The 15,895-nt window shown below is 64.4% G+C and carries 18 protein-coding genes and 1 pseudogene; 5 read left to right on the top strand and 14 right to left on the bottom strand.

The features are described from left to right. Positions 1-21 precede the first annotated feature (21 nt). Both CSW57_RS22940 and rlmN read right to left on the bottom strand, forming a co-directional pair. Positions 22-1,074 carry a class I SAM-dependent methyltransferase gene (locus tag CSW57_RS22940; RefSeq protein WP_223249450.1) on the bottom strand — a complete coding sequence of 351 codons (1,053 nt, stop codon included), beginning with the start codon at positions 1,072-1,074 and terminating at the stop codon, positions 22-24. 150 nt (positions 1,075-1,224) lie between these two features. Next, positions 1,225-2,334 carry a 23S rRNA (adenine(2503)-C(2))-methyltransferase RlmN gene (rlmN, locus tag CSW57_RS22935; RefSeq protein WP_099384924.1) on the bottom strand — a complete coding sequence of 370 codons (1,110 nt, stop codon included), beginning with the start codon at positions 2,332-2,334 and terminating at the stop codon, positions 1,225-1,227. A 108-nt stretch (positions 2,335-2,442) separates the two neighbouring features. Here rlmN and CSW57_RS22930 point away from each other — a divergent pair, with 108 nt between their 5' ends. Further along, positions 2,443-2,838, top strand: a complete 396-nt coding sequence (locus CSW57_RS22930; RefSeq protein WP_223249449.1) for a LapA family protein — start codon at positions 2,443-2,445, stop codon at positions 2,836-2,838. Positions 2,839-2,883: 45 nt separating this feature from the next. Here the strand turns inward: CSW57_RS22930 and CSW57_RS22925 are convergent, their stop codons facing one another. The 5 genes from CSW57_RS22925 to rpsB form a co-directional block, all read right to left on the bottom strand. After that, a complete protein-coding gene (locus CSW57_RS22925) occupies positions 2,884-3,756 on the bottom strand; it encodes a phosphatidate cytidylyltransferase (RefSeq protein WP_099384923.1) in 873 nt (290 codons plus the stop codon). A gap of 45 nt (positions 3,757-3,801) precedes the next feature. After that, complete coding sequence (gene frr, locus CSW57_RS22920; RefSeq protein WP_023963949.1) at positions 3,802-4,359, bottom strand: ribosome recycling factor; 558 nt, start codon at positions 4,357-4,359, stop codon at positions 3,802-3,804. A gap of 76 nt (positions 4,360-4,435) precedes the next feature. After that, on the bottom strand, positions 4,436-5,182 hold the full coding sequence (gene pyrH / locus CSW57_RS22915; protein ID WP_232232762.1) for a UMP kinase: 747 nt from the start codon (positions 5,180-5,182) through the stop codon (positions 4,436-4,438). Positions 5,183-5,315: 133 nt separating this feature from the next. After that, positions 5,316-6,140, bottom strand: a complete 825-nt coding sequence (gene tsf, locus CSW57_RS22910) for a translation elongation factor Ts (RefSeq protein ID WP_099384922.1) — start codon at positions 6,138-6,140, stop codon at positions 5,316-5,318. 54 nt (positions 6,141-6,194) lie between these two features. Then, the gene (rpsB, locus tag CSW57_RS22905) at positions 6,195-7,034 is read right to left on the bottom strand and encodes a 30S ribosomal protein S2 (protein WP_030163598.1); all 840 of its coding nucleotides are present in this window, start codon (positions 7,032-7,034) and stop codon (positions 6,195-6,197) included. A gap of 341 nt (positions 7,035-7,375) precedes the next feature. Between rpsB and CSW57_RS22900 the strand changes: the two genes are divergently transcribed. Continuing rightward, positions 7,376-7,930 carry a M23 family metallopeptidase gene (locus CSW57_RS22900; protein WP_099384921.1) on the top strand — a complete coding sequence of 185 codons (555 nt, stop codon included), beginning with the start codon at positions 7,376-7,378 and terminating at the stop codon, positions 7,928-7,930. A 15-nt stretch (positions 7,931-7,945) separates the two neighbouring features. On the opposite strand, the gene CSW57_RS22895 is transcribed toward CSW57_RS22900, so the two are convergent. Then, positions 7,946-8,872 (bottom strand): tyrosine recombinase XerC, encoded by a 927-nt coding sequence (locus CSW57_RS22895; protein WP_223249448.1) that lies wholly within the window; start codon positions 8,870-8,872, stop codon positions 7,946-7,948. A gap of 86 nt (positions 8,873-8,958) precedes the next feature. Beyond that, on the bottom strand, positions 8,959-9,807 hold the full coding sequence (locus CSW57_RS22890) for a siderophore-interacting protein (protein WP_099384920.1): 849 nt from the start codon (positions 9,805-9,807) through the stop codon (positions 8,959-8,961). 86 nt (positions 9,808-9,893) lie between these two features. Here CSW57_RS22890 and CSW57_RS22885 point away from each other — a divergent pair, with 86 nt between their 5' ends. Then, a complete protein-coding gene (locus CSW57_RS22885) occupies positions 9,894-10,733 on the top strand; it encodes an SDR family oxidoreductase (protein ID WP_099385053.1) in 840 nt (279 codons plus the stop codon). Between the two features lie 5 nt (positions 10,734-10,738). On the opposite strand, the gene dprA is transcribed toward CSW57_RS22885, so the two are convergent. Both dprA and CSW57_RS22875 read right to left on the bottom strand, forming a co-directional pair. Next, positions 10,739-11,878, bottom strand: coding sequence for a DNA-processing protein DprA (gene dprA, locus CSW57_RS22880; RefSeq protein WP_099384919.1), 1,140 nt, complete (start codon positions 11,876-11,878; stop codon positions 10,739-10,741). A 9-nt stretch (positions 11,879-11,887) separates the two neighbouring features. Next, positions 11,888-13,162, bottom strand: a pseudogene (locus tag CSW57_RS22875) (YifB family Mg chelatase-like AAA ATPase); the annotation flags it as partial. A 93-nt stretch (positions 13,163-13,255) separates the two neighbouring features. On the opposite strand from CSW57_RS22875, the gene CSW57_RS24570 reads away from it, so the two are divergent. After that, a complete protein-coding gene (locus tag CSW57_RS24570; RefSeq protein ID WP_189339413.1) occupies positions 13,256-13,411 on the top strand; it encodes a hypothetical protein in 156 nt (51 codons plus the stop codon). An 11-nt stretch (positions 13,412-13,422) separates the two neighbouring features. On the opposite strand, the gene CSW57_RS22870 is transcribed toward CSW57_RS24570, so the two are convergent. Then, on the bottom strand, positions 13,423-13,605 hold the full coding sequence (locus CSW57_RS22870; protein ID WP_223249447.1) for a hypothetical protein: 183 nt from the start codon (positions 13,603-13,605) through the stop codon (positions 13,423-13,425). 435 nt (positions 13,606-14,040) lie between these two features. Between CSW57_RS22870 and CSW57_RS24565 the strand changes: the two genes are divergently transcribed. Continuing rightward, on the top strand, positions 14,041-14,196 hold the full coding sequence (locus tag CSW57_RS24565) for a hypothetical protein (RefSeq protein ID WP_189339412.1): 156 nt from the start codon (positions 14,041-14,043) through the stop codon (positions 14,194-14,196). On the opposite strand, the gene CSW57_RS22865 is transcribed toward CSW57_RS24565, so the two are convergent. Beyond that, positions 14,189-15,166 (bottom strand): HNH endonuclease, encoded by a 978-nt coding sequence (locus tag CSW57_RS22865; protein WP_099384917.1) that lies wholly within the window; start codon positions 15,164-15,166, stop codon positions 14,189-14,191. The genes CSW57_RS24565 and CSW57_RS22865 overlap by 8 nt on opposite strands. A gap of 43 nt (positions 15,167-15,209) precedes the next feature. Next, entirely contained in the window at positions 15,210-15,878 is a 669-nt protein-coding gene (locus CSW57_RS22860) for a hypothetical protein (protein ID WP_143696603.1), read from the bottom strand. Positions 15,879-15,895 lie beyond the last annotated feature (17 nt).

The raw sequence follows: 15,895 nt of genomic DNA, 5'->3' as shown, positions 1-15,895 counted from the left end.
CGCGGCGTCACCCGACTGTCGTCACTGGAGCCGGTAGAACCGGAAGATCTCGTGCTCGATGTCGAGCACGGAGGCCCCGTCCAGTCCTGCCGATCGGGCGTAGGCATCAAGCGTGGACGTTCGCATGACAGTTCCGGTGGCGGCGCTGTCCCCGCCGGACATGCTGTCGGGCAGGCAACACCCGATCGAGAATCCGTACAGCAATTGTTCCACCGGCCCGGCATCAGGGGTGAAGGAATCAGCCGTTCGTTCATCCATCACGATGATCGGTGCGCCAGGTTTCGCTATTCGACGCATCGTCGCGAGGAACGACACCGGATCCGAGAGGTCGTGCACGCACTCGAAGGCGAAGACCGCATCGTGGCTGCCGGAATCCAGTTCTGACTGTGCATCGGCCACGGTCACCGTGACCCGGTCCGACACGCCGTACTCGACAGCGTTCCGCTGCGCGGCGGCCACGGAGTCCGTGTCGATGTCGTAACCGTCGACTGAGACGTTCGGATATCCCACAGCGAGGGCGATCGACGACCATCCCTCACCGCATCCCAGGTCGGCGATCCGCGCACCCGAGGTCAACAACGCGTGCAGATCAGGGATTTGCGGCAGGAACTCAGAAGTCAACTGTCCCATGTACATCGGCCGGTTGGCGTACGACTGCGCCTCGCGGGCATCAGTGCCGAGTTGCTGCCACGACACACCGCCGCCGCTGCGATAGGCCTGCAGCAGTTCCGACATCTGACTCCCCGTGGCGACCGACAATCGTGCCAGCGGAGCGAGGTATGACAGGCTGTCGCCGTTCACCAGAACCTCGGAGTACTCTGCGGGCAGCGCGAATCGGGTGACCTCGGGGCCGATGTCGGCGGTCACGTAACCCGAGACCGCCTGATGCTCGAGCCACTCGCGGGCATAGCGTTCCGCTGTCCCGGATCGCTCTGCCAATTCCGTTGGTGACAGCGGGCCTTCCTTCGCGAGCAGTTCGTACCAGCCGAGCCGGTCACCCAGGTACAGCGCCTGGACCTGCTGGGCGCCGAGCAGAGCACCGAACACGTGGTCGGCGAATTGATCCGTGGTCATGGGCGCCTGGGAAGTCATGGTCTCGTCTCATCTGTTCGGGCGTGTGTGACGAGTACAGCATCTGATCGATGTACGGCGGGCCACTTGTCATGCGAATGCCGCACACATGTTGCGTGGCATCAGCCGAGGGCCGTCCCAGGTGAAGGTGCCTCAGCGCTCTTCGGCAGCGAGTTGCCCGCAGGCCGCGGCGATCTCCTGACCACGGGTGTCGCGAACGGTACACGAAACACCCTGTGCGATAACGCGTCTCACGAACTCGCGCTCAACGGGCTTGGGGCTCGCGTCCCACTTCGAGCCCGGCGTCGGGTTGAGGGGGATCAGATTCACGTGCACCAGGGGTCCGAGTGCCTTGCGCAGCTTCTCCCCGAGCAGGTCGGCACGCCACGGCTGGTCGTTGATGTCACGGATGAGGGCGTATTCGATCGAGACCCGCCGACCGGTGGAGTCCGCGTAGTAGCGGGCGGCGTCGAGTACCTCGCGCACCGACCACCGGTTGTTCACCGGAACCAGGGTGTCGCGCAGTTCGTCGTCGGGAGTGTGCAGTGACACCGCGAGGGTCACGGTCAGTCCTTCGTCGGCCATCCGCCGGATGGCGGGCGCCAGACCCACGGTCGACACCGTGACCGACCGCTGCGAGATCCCGAGGCCTTCGGGAGCCGGTGAGGTTATTCGCCGGACGGCGTCGATGACCCGCTTGTAGTTCGCGAGCGGTTCGCCCATTCCCATGAAGACGACGTTGGAGAGACGCCCTGGGTCACCGAGTTCCCCGTCGCGCATCGACCGTGCGGCAGCCCGCACCTGGTCGACGATCTCTGCGGTCGAGAGATTGCGGTCGAGGCCGCCCTGACCGGTCGCGCAGAACGGGCAGGCCATGCCACAGCCGGCCTGACTCGAGATGCACAGCGTGGTGCGATCGGAGTACCGCATCAACACCGACTCGAGCAGCGTGCCGTCGTGTAGTCGCCACAGGGTCTTGCGGGTGGTGTTGTCGTCGCAGCCGATATGGCGAACCACCGTCATCAGCTGCGGGAACAGAGCCTGACCGACGGATTCACGCATCGCCGCAGGGAGGTCCGTCATCTCGGCCGGGTCGGCGTTGAGGCGGGCGTAGTACTGGCGGGCCAACTGATCGGCCCGAAACTTGGGTAAGCCGAGTTTTGTCACTGCCGCGACCCGGCCGGCGGCGTCGAGGTCGGCCAGATGCTGCGGCGGCTTGCCCCGTTTGGGCGCGTCGAACACCAGCGGCAGCGGACTTGTCATAACACAAGGGTGACGGACTGGGGCCACAGAAGCCAATTCGGCCCGGTGATGATGCCAATTCGATCACCGTCATTGTCGTTCGGTGCGCGCTGACGCACCATGGAACACATGACTTACCAACAGCCCGAGGGTTACCCGCAGGAACCCGCGTACGACCCGGCCACCACCGGCAGCGCGCCTCCCCCGGACTACACCGGCAGCGATGTCCCCGCCGCCGACCACCGCGAGGAAGAGCGACGCAAAGCGCTCGACGACGTGAAGCACACCCGCACCCGAGCAGCCTGGGTCGGGCTCATCATCGGTGTCCTGGTGACCCTCGTGCTGCTGATCTTCATCTTGCAGAACCTCGACAAGCAGCAGGTCGATCTCTTCTTCTGGAGTGTGAACCTGCCGCTCGGCGTGAGCCTGCTCGTCGCGGCGATCCTCGGCGCCGTCATCACCGCGATCATCGGGAGTCTTCGGATGTTGCAGGTTCGGCGGGCGGTGAAAAAGGCCCGGCCCTGAACCCGGCTTTCACCGACCGCGGTTGAGTCCGCGGTCGGTGCGCGATCAGAGCAGCGCGCCCAGCACGGCCCACACCACGAAGGCCGACGGCAGCACCGAGTCGAGCCGGTCCATGATCCCGCCGTGTCCTGGCAGCAGCGTGCCCATGTCCTTGATACCGAGATCACGCTTCACCTGTGACTCCACGAGATCACCGAGTGTGGCGCAAACAACCAGCACCGGCCCCAGGATCAGTCCGATCCACCAATGGGAGTCGACGAGGTAGGTGACGGTGAGGACGGCGCCGACGATGCCGAACAGCATGGATCCGGCCATGCCCTCCCACGACTTCTTCGGGCTGATCGCGGGAACCATGGCGTGCCGGCCGAAGGTGACTCCCGCGATGTACCCGCCGATGTCGGAACAGGCGACGACGATCATCAGCGTGAAGACTCTCGCCGCACCGTGCTCTTCGAGCACCATCGAGGCGCCGAAGGCGCCCATCAGCGGCAGCCAGGCGAGCACCAGTGTGGTGCCGGCGAGGTCCTGAAGGTAGTTCTGAGGCGCCGCCTGCAACCCTTGCGAGAGCAATTTCCAGATCATCGAGACCAGGACCGTCGCGGCGAAGGCCACCACTGACCCGGTGATCCCCCAGGGCCAGCTCACCCAGATGATCGCCTGTCCTCCCACGAGGATCGGGATCAGCGCGACCTTGATACCGGCATCTCGGAATCGTTTGGTGACCTCCCAGCTGGCGACCGCGATGGCCACCGCCACGACCGGGAACCAGACCTCGGGGACAAAGGTGAGGATCAGGATCAGCGACACACCCAGAGCGCCTCCGACCCCGATTGCGGCCGGGAGGTTCCGCCCGGCCCGCGAGGTGGAGCCCTTAAGCTGCGGTCCTGGTGTGTCCTGCGGCCGATCTGTGTCGGTCACCGTCTGCCTGCTCCCCTGGAACTGCGTGTAGTCGTCATCGGATGACTAGACCTCGAGCAGTTCGCTTTCCTTGTGTTTGACCAATTCGTCGACCTGCGCGACGTACGTCGAGGTGGTCTTGTCCAGGTCCTTTTCTGCCCGGGTCACCTCATCCTCACCGGCTTCGCCGTCTTTCTGGATGCGTTTGAGTTCATCGACCGCTTTGCGACGCACGTTACGGATGGACACCTTGGCGTCCTCGCCCTTGGATTTGACCTGTTTGACCAGTTCACGGCGTCGTTCCTCGGTCAGCTGGGGAATGGCGACCCGGATGATGTTGCCGTCGTTGGTCGGGTTGACGCCGAGATCGGAGTTGCGGATAGCTGTTTCGATCAGCCCCAGTGAGGACTGCTCGTACGGCTTGATCACCACCATGCGCGGCTCCGGGGTGTTGATGGACGACACCTGTGTGATCGGGGTGGGCGCACCGTAGTAGTCGATGGTGACGCGGTTGAACATCGCCGGGTTCGCCCGACCGGTTCGGACCGAACCCATGTCGTCGCGGGCGACGATGACGGCCTTCTCCATTTTTTCCTCGGCGTCGAGCAGCGCGTCGTCGATCATGGTGTCCTCCGTTGTCGTGTGGTGGTGATGCCGCGGCCGGCCCGTTTCCGCGACGACGGGCGGGCCGAGTCGCGGGTCAGGTGCTGACCAGTGTTCCGATCTTCTCACCTGCGACCGCACGGGCGATGTTGCCCTGCTCGAGCAGGTTGAAGACCAGGATGGGCATCTGGTTGTCCATACAGAGACTGAATGCGGTCGCGTCGGCGACCTTGAGGCCCTGTTCGAGCACCTCGCGGTGCGTGATCTCGCGGTACAGAGTGGCATCCGGGTCGATCCTGGGATCGGCGGAGTACACCCCCTCGACGCCCTTGGCCATCAGAACAACCTCGGCCTTGATCTCGAGGGCGCGTTGGGCAGCGGTGGTGTCAGTGGAGAAGTACGGCATTCCCATGCCGGCGCCGAAGATGACGACACGGCCCTTCTCCAGGTGCCGCTGGGCACGCAACGGAATGTACGGTTCGGCGACCTGCCCCATCGTGATGGCTGTCTGCACTCGGGTGACGACGCCGCGCTTCTCCAGGAAGTCTTGTAGCGCAAGGCAATTCATAACGGTGCCGAGCATGCCCATGTAGTCGGACCGCGCGCGCTCGAGGCCCCGCTGCTGAAGTTCGGCGCCACGGAAGAAGTTTCCGCCGCCGATCACCACGGCCACCTGTACGCCGGTGTCGACCACCTCGGCGATCTGGTCGGCGACGGTGGACACGACGTCAGGGTCGAGACCGACCTTGCCGCCGCCGAACATCTCGCCGCCCAGCTTCAGGACAACCCGTTTGAACCCGGCGCGTTGAGCCGTGGCGTCGTCGGTCATGTGGCGTTCCTCCATGGAGCGATTGTGGGCGCGGCGGGCTGCTGGTGCCGGCAGTTCCGGGATAAGTCCCGGGTCCGGCCCAATCCTAAACGAGCACAAAAGAACCCCGGCGAATCGATTGATTCGCACGGGGTTCTCTCATGAAAACTCAGGCCTGTCCGACCTCGAAACGAGTGAAGGACACAACCTGCGCCCCTGCCTCGTCGAGGACGGCCTTGACCGTCTTCTTGGATTCCTGGACCGACGGCTGGTCGACCAGCACGACGTCCTTGAAGAATCCATTGAGCCGGCCTTCGACGATCTTGGGCAGTGCCTGTTCGGGCTTGCCCTCCTCGCGAGCGGTCTGCTCGGCGATGCGACGCTCGGAAGCGACCACGTCCTCGGGCACCTCGTCGCGCGAGGCGTACTTGGCCCGCAACGCAGCAACCTGCATTGCTGCTCCACGAGCAGCTTCAGCAGCCTCGGGGGTGTCGCCGGTGTACTCCACCAGGACGCCGACGGCAGGCGGCAGATCCGAAGCCCGCTTGTGCAGGTAGGACGCCACATTGCCCTCGTGATACGAGACCCGGTTCAAGACCAGCTTCTCGCCGATCTTGGCGGAGAGCTCCTGGATCAGCTCGTCGACCGTCTTGTCGCCGACGCTGGTGGCCTTGAGGGCCTCCACGTCCGACGTCTTGGCGGCGACCGCGGCGTCGAGAACCCGAGCGGCCAGCGCCTGGAACTCGTCGTTCTTGGCCACGAAGTCCGTCTCGGAGTTGATCTCGATCATCGCGCCGTCTTTGGCGGCGATCAGACCTTCGGCGGTGGACCGCTCGGCACGCTTGCCGACGTCCTTGGCGCCTTTGATCCGCAGTTCTTCGACAGCCTTGTCGAAATCGCCGTCGTTGTTGGCCAGCGCGTTCTTGCAGTCGAGCATGCCCGCGCCGGTGAGGTCACGGAGCCGCTTGACGTCAGCGGCGGTGTAATTCGCCATGGGTGGGCGAGCCTCCTGTCGATTGTGTCGGGGGTGATGCGAAAGCCGGAGGGATCAGGCCTGCGCGGGGGTTTCGGCCTGCGCCGGGGCAGCTTCCTCGGTGCCTGCGGCCGGGGTGGTCGCCTGGGTGAGCAATTCCTGCTCCCATTCGGCCAGCGGCTCGGTGGCGCCACCTTCGGGCTTGGCGTCGGCGTCGGCACTCTGACCGGCGCGAGCCTGGAGGCCCTCGGCAACCGCCGAAGCGACGACGCGGGTGAGGAGTGCGGCGCTGCGGATGGCGTCATCGTTACCCGGGATCGGGTAGTCGACGAGATCCGGATCGCAGTTCGTGTCGAGGATGGCGATCACCGGGATGTTCAGCTTGCGAGCCTCGGAGACCGCGAGGTGCTCCTTGTTGGTGTCGACAACCCAGATGGCCGAAGGGACCTTCGACATGTCCCGGATACCACCGAGGGTGCGATCCAGCTTGGTCATCTCACGCGTGAGCATGAGGATTTCCTTCTTGGTGCGACCTTCGAAACCGCCGGTCTGTTCCATGGCCTCGAGTTCCTTGAGGCGCTGGAGACGCTTGTGCACGGTGGAGAAGTTGGTGAGCATGCCGCCGAGCCAGCGCTGGTTCACGTAGGGCATGCCCACGCGCAGCGATTCGGAGGCGATGGATTCCTGAGCCTGCTTCTTGGTTCCGACAAAGAGGATGGTGCCACCGTGGGCAACCGTCTCCTTGACGAACTCGTACGCCTTGTCGATGTACGTCAGCGTCTGCTGCAGGTCGATGATGTAGATGCCGTTGCGATCGGTGAAGATGAATCGCTTCATCTTCGGATTCCAACGACGGGTCTGATGCCCGAAATGAGCGCCGCTGTCCAGCAGCTGCTTCATGGTTACGACAGCCATAATTCACTTTCATTGCAGTTCATGCCGACGCCCGGTTGGTCGTCGGCCCTGGCGCCTGGCACGTGTGGAACCCGCGGTGAACAACGATCACTGACGAGGACTGCCCACACGCTGTCTCGGCCGGCATGACGCTGACCGACTGCAGACGCGCGAAGTCACTCCCGCCGCAGCGAGAGCGCCACATGAGTCTACGCGCGTAGGGGCCCGACACGAAATCGCTACCCGCACCGAAGCGGGCCCGATGTCAAGGCCTCGGCGAGCGTTGTGGACAGAAAGATCTTTCGTGCACATCTTCGCAGGTCATCGCGCGATCGGCTGACAGATCCCGCAGGCTCGGATCCATGGCTTTCTGGTGGGCACTGTGCCGCGCGGCAGCGCTGTTGGGCGTGATCGTGGCCGCCGTACCGCTGCTCGCGCTGCAGTCACAGCCGACAGCCCGCGCCGCGCCCGCCTCGGCCCCCTCGCGCGGGTTCACCTGGCCGCTGATTCCGACCCCACAAGTGCTACGCACCTTCGAGCCGCCCACGCAACGCTGGCTGCCCGGCCACCGCGGTGTCGACCTTGCCGCGCCGTCAGGCGCCACCGTCTATTCGGCAGGCGACGGCGTGGTGCACTTCGCGGGCCCCGTCGCAGGAAAGTCGGTGGTGTCGATTCGGCACCCGGACGGGTTGTTGACCACGTATGAACCCGTGAAGTCCTCGGTGCGCGCCGGTACGCCGGTGGCCCGCGGCTCGCCGATCGGTGTGCTCGAGCCCGGCCATGAGGGCTGCGCTCGTCCGTGCCTGCATTGGGGCGCCCGTCGCGGAGCCGGAGCTTCGGCGACATACCTCGATCCGCTGGCCTTGCTGGGCGTTGTGCGAGTGCGCCTGAAGCCACTAGAGCCAGGCGACGCGTGAGGCGGGCGGCGGCCCTCAAGCCCTGGGGTGTGCCTGATCGTGGACCTTACGAAGACGTTCGACACTGACGTGGGTGTACAGCTGCGTTGTCGCAAGGCTCGCGTGGCCAAGCAGTTCCTGCACCACGCGAAGGTCGGCGCCTCCTTCGAGGAGATGGGTCGCCGCACTGTGGCGCAATCCGTGAGGGCCGAGGTCAGGGGTGTCGGGCAGGCTCCGCAGTATCTGGTGGACCACCGTGCGGGCCATCCGCTGATCGAGTCGTCCGCCCTTGGTCCCGACAAGCAACGCGTTGCCAGCCTTGGGTTTCGCCAGCGCCGGCCGCCCTGACCTCAGCCACGTGTCCAAAGCGGCGGCTGCGGGGGCGCCGAACGGCACCGTCCGTTCCTTGTTGCCCTTACCGATGACCCTGACGACGTTGCGTCCCGTGTCGACGTCCCCGACATCCAGGCCGCACAGCTCCCCCACCCGAATGCCCGTGGCGTACAACAATTCGACGATCAGTCGGTTCCGCTGGCCGATGGGGTCAGCCGGGTCGGACGGGTTCTGCGGATCGTCGGCGCGCTCCGGTTGCATGGCCGCTTCCGCCTGCTCCGCGCTCAACACCCCCGGAAGGGTGCGATGAGCCCGGGGGGCCTGGAGTCGGATGCCCGGATCTGCGGCCAGGATGCCCTCGCGGGTTGCCCAGGCCGTGAAGCGTTTTGCCGATGATGCCTGGCGCGCGATGGTGGTGCGGGCTGCCCCCGCCTTGCTGTGTGCCGCGAGCCAGGCACGCAGCAGACCCAGATCGATTGCCGTCGGAGCGATGCCACGGGCACCCGCGAAACTGATCAGCGACCGGATGTCACCGAGGTAGGCGCGCACGGTGTGGTCGCTGTGCCCACATTCAAGGCGCAGATAGCTCTCGTACTCGTCGATGATCGCGGCACTCACCGACTCAGCCAAGCGATCTCGAACCTCTACTGCAAGACGCCACACCCGACCGTGCAGCTTTTGTGTCCCGATCGCACCCGTGCGCGGTCATCAACGGGTCAGACTGCGCTGCCGGTGGCCTCTTCCTTCTTTTTGAGTTCGGCTTTCCATTGCCGGAAACCTTCTTCTGTCCGTCCACGGCGCCAATACCCAGAGATGGAAGCGTGCGATGCCGGGACGCCGCGCTCTTTCCTGACATAGGCGCGCAGATTGTGCATGACCGCCTCTGCTTCGCCGTGGATGAAGACCTGAACCGTGCCCGGCAGCCACTCTGCCTGTTTGACGGCCGCGACGATGGGAGCGTTGGCGCCGGCTTTGTCGTCCCCCACCTCATCCGACGAGCCACCCCGGTGCAACCAGGTGATCTCCGCTGTGTCGGGGGCTGCGATGTCGACGTGATCGTCCGGCCCGGCGACCTCGATGAAGGCCTTCACGACCGCGCCATCGGGCATCGATTCCAGGGCTGCGGCGAGCGCCGGCAATCCCGCTTCATCGGAAGCGAGCAGATGCCAGTCGACGTCGGTTCTGGGGCGGTATCCACTGCCAGGGCCCAAGAACCGCACCACATCGCCTGGCTGTGTGGATGCCGCCCATGGCCCCGCGAGCCCTTCGGTGCCGTGCACCACGAAATCGATCGCCACTTCGCGCGCCACCGTGTCGACCCTTCGCACCGTGTACGTCCGCAGGACCGGTTGTTGACCTGGCTCGAACTCCTCCCGGATCCGGTCGAGGTCGAACGGTTCGGGATACCGGACGCCCTCAGGCGGGAACAGGAACTTGACGTACATGTCGGTGTCGTCCACCGGTGTGAACTCTTCGAACCCGGGACCGCCGAGATACACCCTCACCATGTGAGGGGTGAGTTGTTCGGTCCGTTGCACCGTCATGGTGTTGAGCTTCTTGGCCACGCGCTGGTTCCTCTCATCGCATTCGAACCCACGGTACCGGAAAGGTAGGTGACCCTAAGTTGGCCGATCCGTATACCGTCGCTGCCATGCCCACCATATTGATCACCGGCGCCTCCCGCGGTATCGGACGCGCGACCACGCAGCGCCTCGCGAATGCGGGCTGGAACGTATTCGCGGGAGTGCGTGACGACGCCGCCGGCGCCGAGTTGCGCGCACTGGCACCCGGACTGATCACACCCGTCGTCCTCGACATCACCGACGCTGACCACGTGGCGGACCTGGACCGCGTGTTGCCTGCCGAGCTGGACGCGGTTGTCAACAATGCCGGCATCGTCGTCGGCGGTCCGGTGGAAGCCGTGTCACCCGAACAACTCCGACACCAACTCGATGTCAACGTCATCGGTCAGCATGCCGTCACCCGCGCGTTGCTGCCCCGGCTCCGGGCCTCCCGTGGACGAGTGCTGTTCGTGTCGTCGGTCAGCGGCCGGATCGCCACCCCGATGACGGGCGCCTACAACGCGTCGAAGTTCGCTCTCGAAGGCATGGCGGACGCGCTGCGAATGGAGGTGCGGCCGTGGAAGATCCCCGTCGTGCTGATCGAACCAGGCCAGACCGACACCGACATCTGGCGCGACGCCGAATCCACTCTCGAAGACTTGGTGAGTGACATGTCGCGCGAACACCGCGCTCTCTACGCCAAACACATTGCCGGATACCGCAAGTCGATTCCCCTCTCGCAGAAGGTCGCGGTACCTGCAGACACTGTCGCCGCCACCATCGAATCCGCCTTGACGGCGCGGCGGCCGCGGGCCCGTTACGTCGTCGGTGCCGCGAACAAGGTTCAGGCGACGATGGTGGGCGCTCTACCGACCGCGGTCACCGATCTGCTCCTACGAACTGTCATCGGCGTCCCTCGGCGACCCTGAGGGACTCACCGCGATCCGGCCAGTCGCCACCCGGATCCGTTGGTGCTCAGCAAGCCTCGCGTTTCCAGGACGGCCAGCGCAGAGCGCACCTCGCGTACGTCGAGTCCACTCGCGAAAGCGATCTCACCGATGGTCAGTGATCCACGCGCCGGCACGGCGTCATAGGTTCGTTGCTGGGTGTCGTCGAGGCCGTCGGTTGGGCGCATCGCTGGCGTGCGGGTCTCCGGACCGGTCACACCGTCGGGCTCGGATAGCCGGATGATGTCGTCTGAGCTGGTCACCAGTTGCGCCACACCGTCGGCAATCATCCGGTGGCATCCGATCGACGTCGCGGACGTGATCGGCCCTGGGACCGCACCCAGAGGTAGCCCCAGCTTCCGAGTCCACGCCGCTGTGTTGGCCGCGCCGCTGCGCCCGCCTGCCTCCACCACGACGACTGCCCGCGACAATGCCGCCACCAGTCGGTTCCGGGTCAAGAAGCGATGCTTGGCCGCCGATGTGCCCGGGCGGTATTCACTGACCACCGCTCCGGTGCGAGCGATCTCGGCAATCAACCTGGCGTGACCGGCCGGGTAGTCACGGTCGAGTCCGCATGCGAGCACGGCCACCGTGGTCCCGTCCGCGGCCAACGCACACCGGTGCGCCACGCCATCGATGCCGTAGGCACCTCCGGAGATCACCGACCACCCTTCGCCGACGAGACCGCCGGTGAGCGACGACGTGACGTGCTCGCCATAGCCCGACGCCGCGCGAGAACCGACCAACGCCACCGATCGGTCGACGGCGCCGTCGAGCCTTGCCGGGCCACGGACCCACAGCGCCAAGGGCTCACCGCCTTTGGCGGCCGTGTCCGCCCGGCCCAGCGCGAGAAGCTGCCAGCCGGGCCATTCGTCGTCAGAGGGCGTCACCAGCCTGCCACCGAGTCGGGCGATCGCGGACAAGTCGTCCTCGGCGGTGTTGACCTGGTGGCGAGCCACCGTCGCCCGCAGCACTTCTTCGTGGCCGGGCGGCACCGACTGCCGCGACACCGCGCGCGCCGCCTCGGTCACCCCCACCTCCGCAATCAGCTTGTGCAGAGCGGCGTTCGGTGGCTCGGCCACTCCGGCGAGGTAGGCCCAGTCGAGTCGTGTCTTGTCGTCGAGCATGTCGTCCCCTCAGTTGTATCCGCGATCGCGGAACATCAACGCTTGCGCCACATGGTTTTCGGTCGGCTGGTCGGCTCCGGAGAGATCGGCAAGCGTCCACGCCAGGCGAAGTGCCCGGTCCGCTCCGCGTGCCGTCACCCGTCCATCTCGCAGAAACAGTTCGATCGGCCTGACCACCGAACCCGGCAGGCGAAAATCGCCGCGCCGCAGTACCGACCCCGGCACCTCGGCATTCGTCTGCCACCCGTGGGCGAGCCAGCGGTCGCGAGCAGCGGCCCGTGCCGCCATCACACGCTCGCGGACAACAGCACTCGATTCCGCGGGCCCGCCCGCCAGCGCCGCTGTCCCGGGAGGATCCATCCGAACCCGGATGTCGACCCGATCCATGAGCGGCCCCGACAGCTTGCCAAGATAACGACGACGGGCAGTGGGCGAGCACACACAGTCCACATCGTTCGCCGGAGCGCACGGGCACGGGTTGGCCGCCAATATCAGCTGGAAGCGGGCAGGAAATCGAGCGACCCCGTCTCGGCGTGCCACTCGAACCTCACCGTCCTCCAACGGAGTTCGCAATGTCTCGAGCACCTTGACACCGAGCTCCGCGCACTCGTCGAGGAACAGGACGCCGCGGTGCGCCCGCGACACCGCACCGGGTTTGGCCATCCCAGTACCCCCGCCGATCATCGCAGTCACCGTCGTCGAGTGATGCGGAGCGATGAACGGCGCATCACGAATCAACGGATGATCAGCCGGCAACCCACCGGCAATCGAATGAATCGCCGTGACCTCCAACGCCTCGGCCTCGTTCAACGGCGGCAAGATCCCCGGCAACCGCCGCGCCAACATCGTCTTCCCGATCCCCGGCGGCCCCGTCAACAACAGATGATGCGCCCCCGCAGCAGCAACCTCCATCGCATACCGCGCCTCGTCCTGACCCACCACATCACACAGATCCGGCCCCGCCACCATCGACCGGACCGGCTCCCGCGGACCCACCGTGTCCAGCACGAACGTTCCCTTGAGCCAGGCGAGCACCTCCCGCAGATGACTCGCCCCACCCACCTCGATCCCCGACACCAATGCCGCCTCGGCAACATTGCCCAACGGCACCACCGCATGAGTGAAACCCGCCTGCCGAGCCGCCACCACCGCAGGCAACACCCCACGCACCGGCCGAACCCGCCCGTCGAGCGCCAACTCACCCAAGAACACAGACTTCTCCAAATATGCAGGCGCATAATCATTCCCCGCGGTCAGCACCGCCAAAGCCAACGCCAACGCAAAGGTTAAGTTGCCCCTGTCCTAGATGACAGGGCGGCTCACACGGTGGTTGCAGCCACCGAGCGAGCCTTCGACTCACGACGGGAACTAGCCGCCATGAACCGCGACCGCAGTGTATCTGCGCACTCCCCCAACTACTCTCGTCGCCGCGCCATTGCTGCAACCGTTACCGTCGTGCTGGCCCTGTGCGCCGCCTACGGCCTGTTTCTGGGCACTGCCGCGTTCATGGTTGTTCTTGGTTTCGCGGCGTGAGGCTGACCGCCTCAGGCCTCGTTTCGCACGCGGACCGCAACCTCTTCGAGTTCCACATTCGTTGTGACCGCGATGTACTCCCGCGCCACCAAGGCAATCTCATCTTCGGAGCGCGCTTGCGTCAGACCATCAAGCGCAGGAATCCGCACCATCCACCAGGGCCCGTCACGATACGTCTCTACGTCGTAGTTCATCACCGGGACAACGGTATCGGGCAAGGGCCGGTGATGCCTCTGAATTGATCGCTGGGCGTTCTTCTCGGCGTGCCCGCCCCCAAACCAGCGCGCCCCGGTTTCGTGCCGACAGTAAGTCTCTGAGAACCGGCTCAGTGCACCATCCCGAAGTCTGATCAATTTCGACGGTGGTCATATTCCGATACCCCGCACCGTCTCGGTGCTGTGGGGCTAGGAGTGCTGGGGATGACGAGCGTCGGCGGAAAATGGGCCAGGGCCATGGGGGGTCATCAAGCAAGGCAGCCCGTGGGCCCAAATCTCACGACATGATTTTCACACGACGGAACACGGTTTCAACGCAACGACAAGTATTTGTTCCTCCTATCCGAAACAGTTGCACAACAATCGAATCGAGTGGTTCCCTACTAGGACACGACCAACTTAAGGTGGCCACGAATGTACTCAACCGAGCCCGGTTACGACGTCTGGTTGCGCGAGTACATTCGCGGCGAGGTCGCCGAGTCTCCTTGCTTGACGCCTGACCGTCGCGCCGAACTCCAGCAACTGCTGAGTCTGTCCGAGTTCCACAAACGCACACCGAAAACTAGGTGATTAGAAAACGCAACTGATCCGGGGTCAGCCAAGGCGATGAGCGATGGATCATTCTGTGGCAGTTTGCGCACAAAAGTATGAGGTCTTCAAGCTTCGTCTTGGTCTCGCCTGAAGCATGGAGCGGAAGAATGTGGTGAACCTCGGTGTACTCGCGCCCACGCTCACCGTAGGTCGCCTCGAAATCAAACTCACAGACCTCACAAGCGACGCGATCGTGCGTTCGGAGATAGTCAGCGATCTTTTTTCGCCGCAGCTTCCGATCGCGCTCCCGAACGAAGTGCTGACGCTGCAGGAGGCGGCCTTCCGGCGCTGATTCATCCTCGTCATCCACGGGCGCTTGCGGCAGTTGTTCAAACGCATTCGCGGCCAGCGTCTTCCGGATCGCTGCGGCAATAGCACGCATTTCTTGAGGATGCTCTAGGAACTCGGCCAGCACCTCTCTGTCTGTTGCGCCACCCTTCGTCGGCTTACCTCGGTAATCGGGATGATGGGTCGCGATGTCCGCGGTCTTACGTCCAACCCCGTTCGGGTTCCTGAATTTGTCGCCGCGAATCTCCGGAGGGTAGAACGGCAACTTCTGAAGCAACGCGGACAGCTCGATTACGCGAGGATCGTTTGCGCCCATGTACACCCAGTTGTTGTCCACCAGAATGTCGCAGGCAAGGATCACTTCGTCGCGAACCCAATCGAGGCGCTCGTTCGGGACGCGGTACCCAAGCGCACGAAGCCTTCGTGCGACCGACTGCTCGCCGCCCGTGAACTCCGACGACTGCATCGGCTTTCGACCCGGCAGGTACCCGTGCGCCACGCCCGCGACCGCCTTCGAGTCGTAGCGCTTGCCATCACGGACGACGAAATACGTGCTCGCGGCACCGAACCCGTACTTCTCCCTGAAGGCTTCACGACCGATTCTGTCGTACTCCGACATCGCGGCCGATACCGCATCCGCCGTCAGATCACTTAATCCCATAGCGGAAACCTTAGACGGAGAGTCGCATGCGCGATCCCAGCGCTTACGATTCGTCACTCTCCCGATCGATGATTACACAGTAATCAAGCAATTTTCTGCCCACGTCGGTCACCCACCAATAACCACCTGGCGACTTCGACCACCTCAGAACATCACCATCGTCATTCCGCTGCGAAAATAGGCCCAAAGATTCCAATCGCATTGCGGACGATCGAACAATTAGTGGTTCTAAATTAGCGACTTGTTCGATGTATGCAGGTCGAACCCATTTGCCGAACCCAACTATTTTATGATCTTTGTCTACGAAGGGTGCGTGCGCGGCATGCCTTAGTACGCGAAGATGAACCGGTTCTAATTGCTTCAATATCGATGTTAGGTAAACGGCCTCATCAACCAAGGCATTATCCCTCAGCCCAGCAACGACAAGGCGCGCCAGGCCGGACCTGAAGGTGCGGTCCGGCGTCCTCACGGCCTTCTCACCAGCATCGAATAGGGCTTCGCCCAACTCTTCGCTCTCGTCAACACGTTGGCCAATCTCTTCGGAGCTGAGACCCGACAGCCCGGACACGTCGTCCGCAAACTCCTGAGAGCGGGCCGTCCATCGCTGTGTGATTTTCCGGCTCCACGACAGGTCAAGAGGCATCCACTTCGAGATGCCCGCGGACAGCTCAGTAGTGACCTCTCGCTCTTCGGGATCGCCCCATTCCACCATGCCATTCAGCATAGGTT

Origin of the sequence: Williamsia muralis (genome assembly GCF_002735905.1) — a bacterium.
Taxonomy (GTDB): Bacteria; Actinomycetota; Actinomycetes; order Mycobacteriales; family Mycobacteriaceae; genus Williamsia; species Williamsia muralis_A.
The sequence above is the reverse complement of the archived record's forward strand: the minus strand, read 5'-3'. Positions and strand labels throughout refer to the sequence as shown.

Bases quoted from the DNA above. Each gene is read 5' to 3' on its own strand.
- CSW57_RS24565 (WP_189339412.1), top strand. From the start codon at position 14,041: ATGTACTCAACCGAGCCCGGTTACGACGTCTGGTTGCGCGAGTACATT.
- CSW57_RS22860 (WP_143696603.1), bottom strand. From the start codon at position 15,878: ATGGTGGAATGGGGCGATCCCGAAGAGCGAGAGGTCACTACTGAGCTG.
- rlmN (WP_099384924.1), bottom strand. From the start codon at position 2,334: ATGACAAGTCCGCTGCCGCTGGTGTTCGACGCGCCCAAACGGGGCAAG.
- CSW57_RS24570 (WP_189339413.1), top strand. From the start codon at position 13,256: ATGAACCGCGACCGCAGTGTATCTGCGCACTCCCCCAACTACTCTCGT.
- rpsB (WP_030163598.1), bottom strand. From the start codon at position 7,034: ATGGCTGTCGTAACCATGAAGCAGCTGCTGGACAGCGGCGCTCATTTC.
- CSW57_RS22900 (WP_099384921.1), top strand. From the start codon at position 7,376: ATGGCTTTCTGGTGGGCACTGTGCCGCGCGGCAGCGCTGTTGGGCGTG.
- dprA (WP_099384919.1), bottom strand. From the start codon at position 11,878: ATGCTCGACGACAAGACACGACTCGACTGGGCCTACCTCGCCGGAGTG.
- CSW57_RS22885 (WP_099385053.1), top strand. From the start codon at position 9,894: ATGCCCACCATATTGATCACCGGCGCCTCCCGCGGTATCGGACGCGCG.
- tsf (WP_099384922.1), bottom strand. From the start codon at position 6,140: ATGGCGAATTACACCGCCGCTGACGTCAAGCGGCTCCGTGACCTCACC.
- CSW57_RS22865 (WP_099384917.1), bottom strand. From the start codon at position 15,166: ATGGGATTAAGTGATCTGACGGCGGATGCGGTATCGGCCGCGATGTCG.
- CSW57_RS22940 (WP_223249450.1), bottom strand. From the start codon at position 1,074: ATGACCACGGATCAATTCGCCGACCACGTGTTCGGTGCTCTGCTCGGC.
- frr (WP_023963949.1), bottom strand. From the start codon at position 4,359: ATGATCGACGACGCGCTGCTCGACGCCGAGGAAAAAATGGAGAAGGCC.
- pyrH (WP_232232762.1), bottom strand. From the start codon at position 5,182: ATGGAGGAACGCCACATGACCGACGACGCCACGGCTCAACGCGCCGGG.
- CSW57_RS22930 (WP_223249449.1), top strand. From the start codon at position 2,443: ATGACTTACCAACAGCCCGAGGGTTACCCGCAGGAACCCGCGTACGAC.
- CSW57_RS22870 (WP_223249447.1), bottom strand. From the start codon at position 13,605: ATGAACTACGACGTAGAGACGTATCGTGACGGGCCCTGGTGGATGGTG.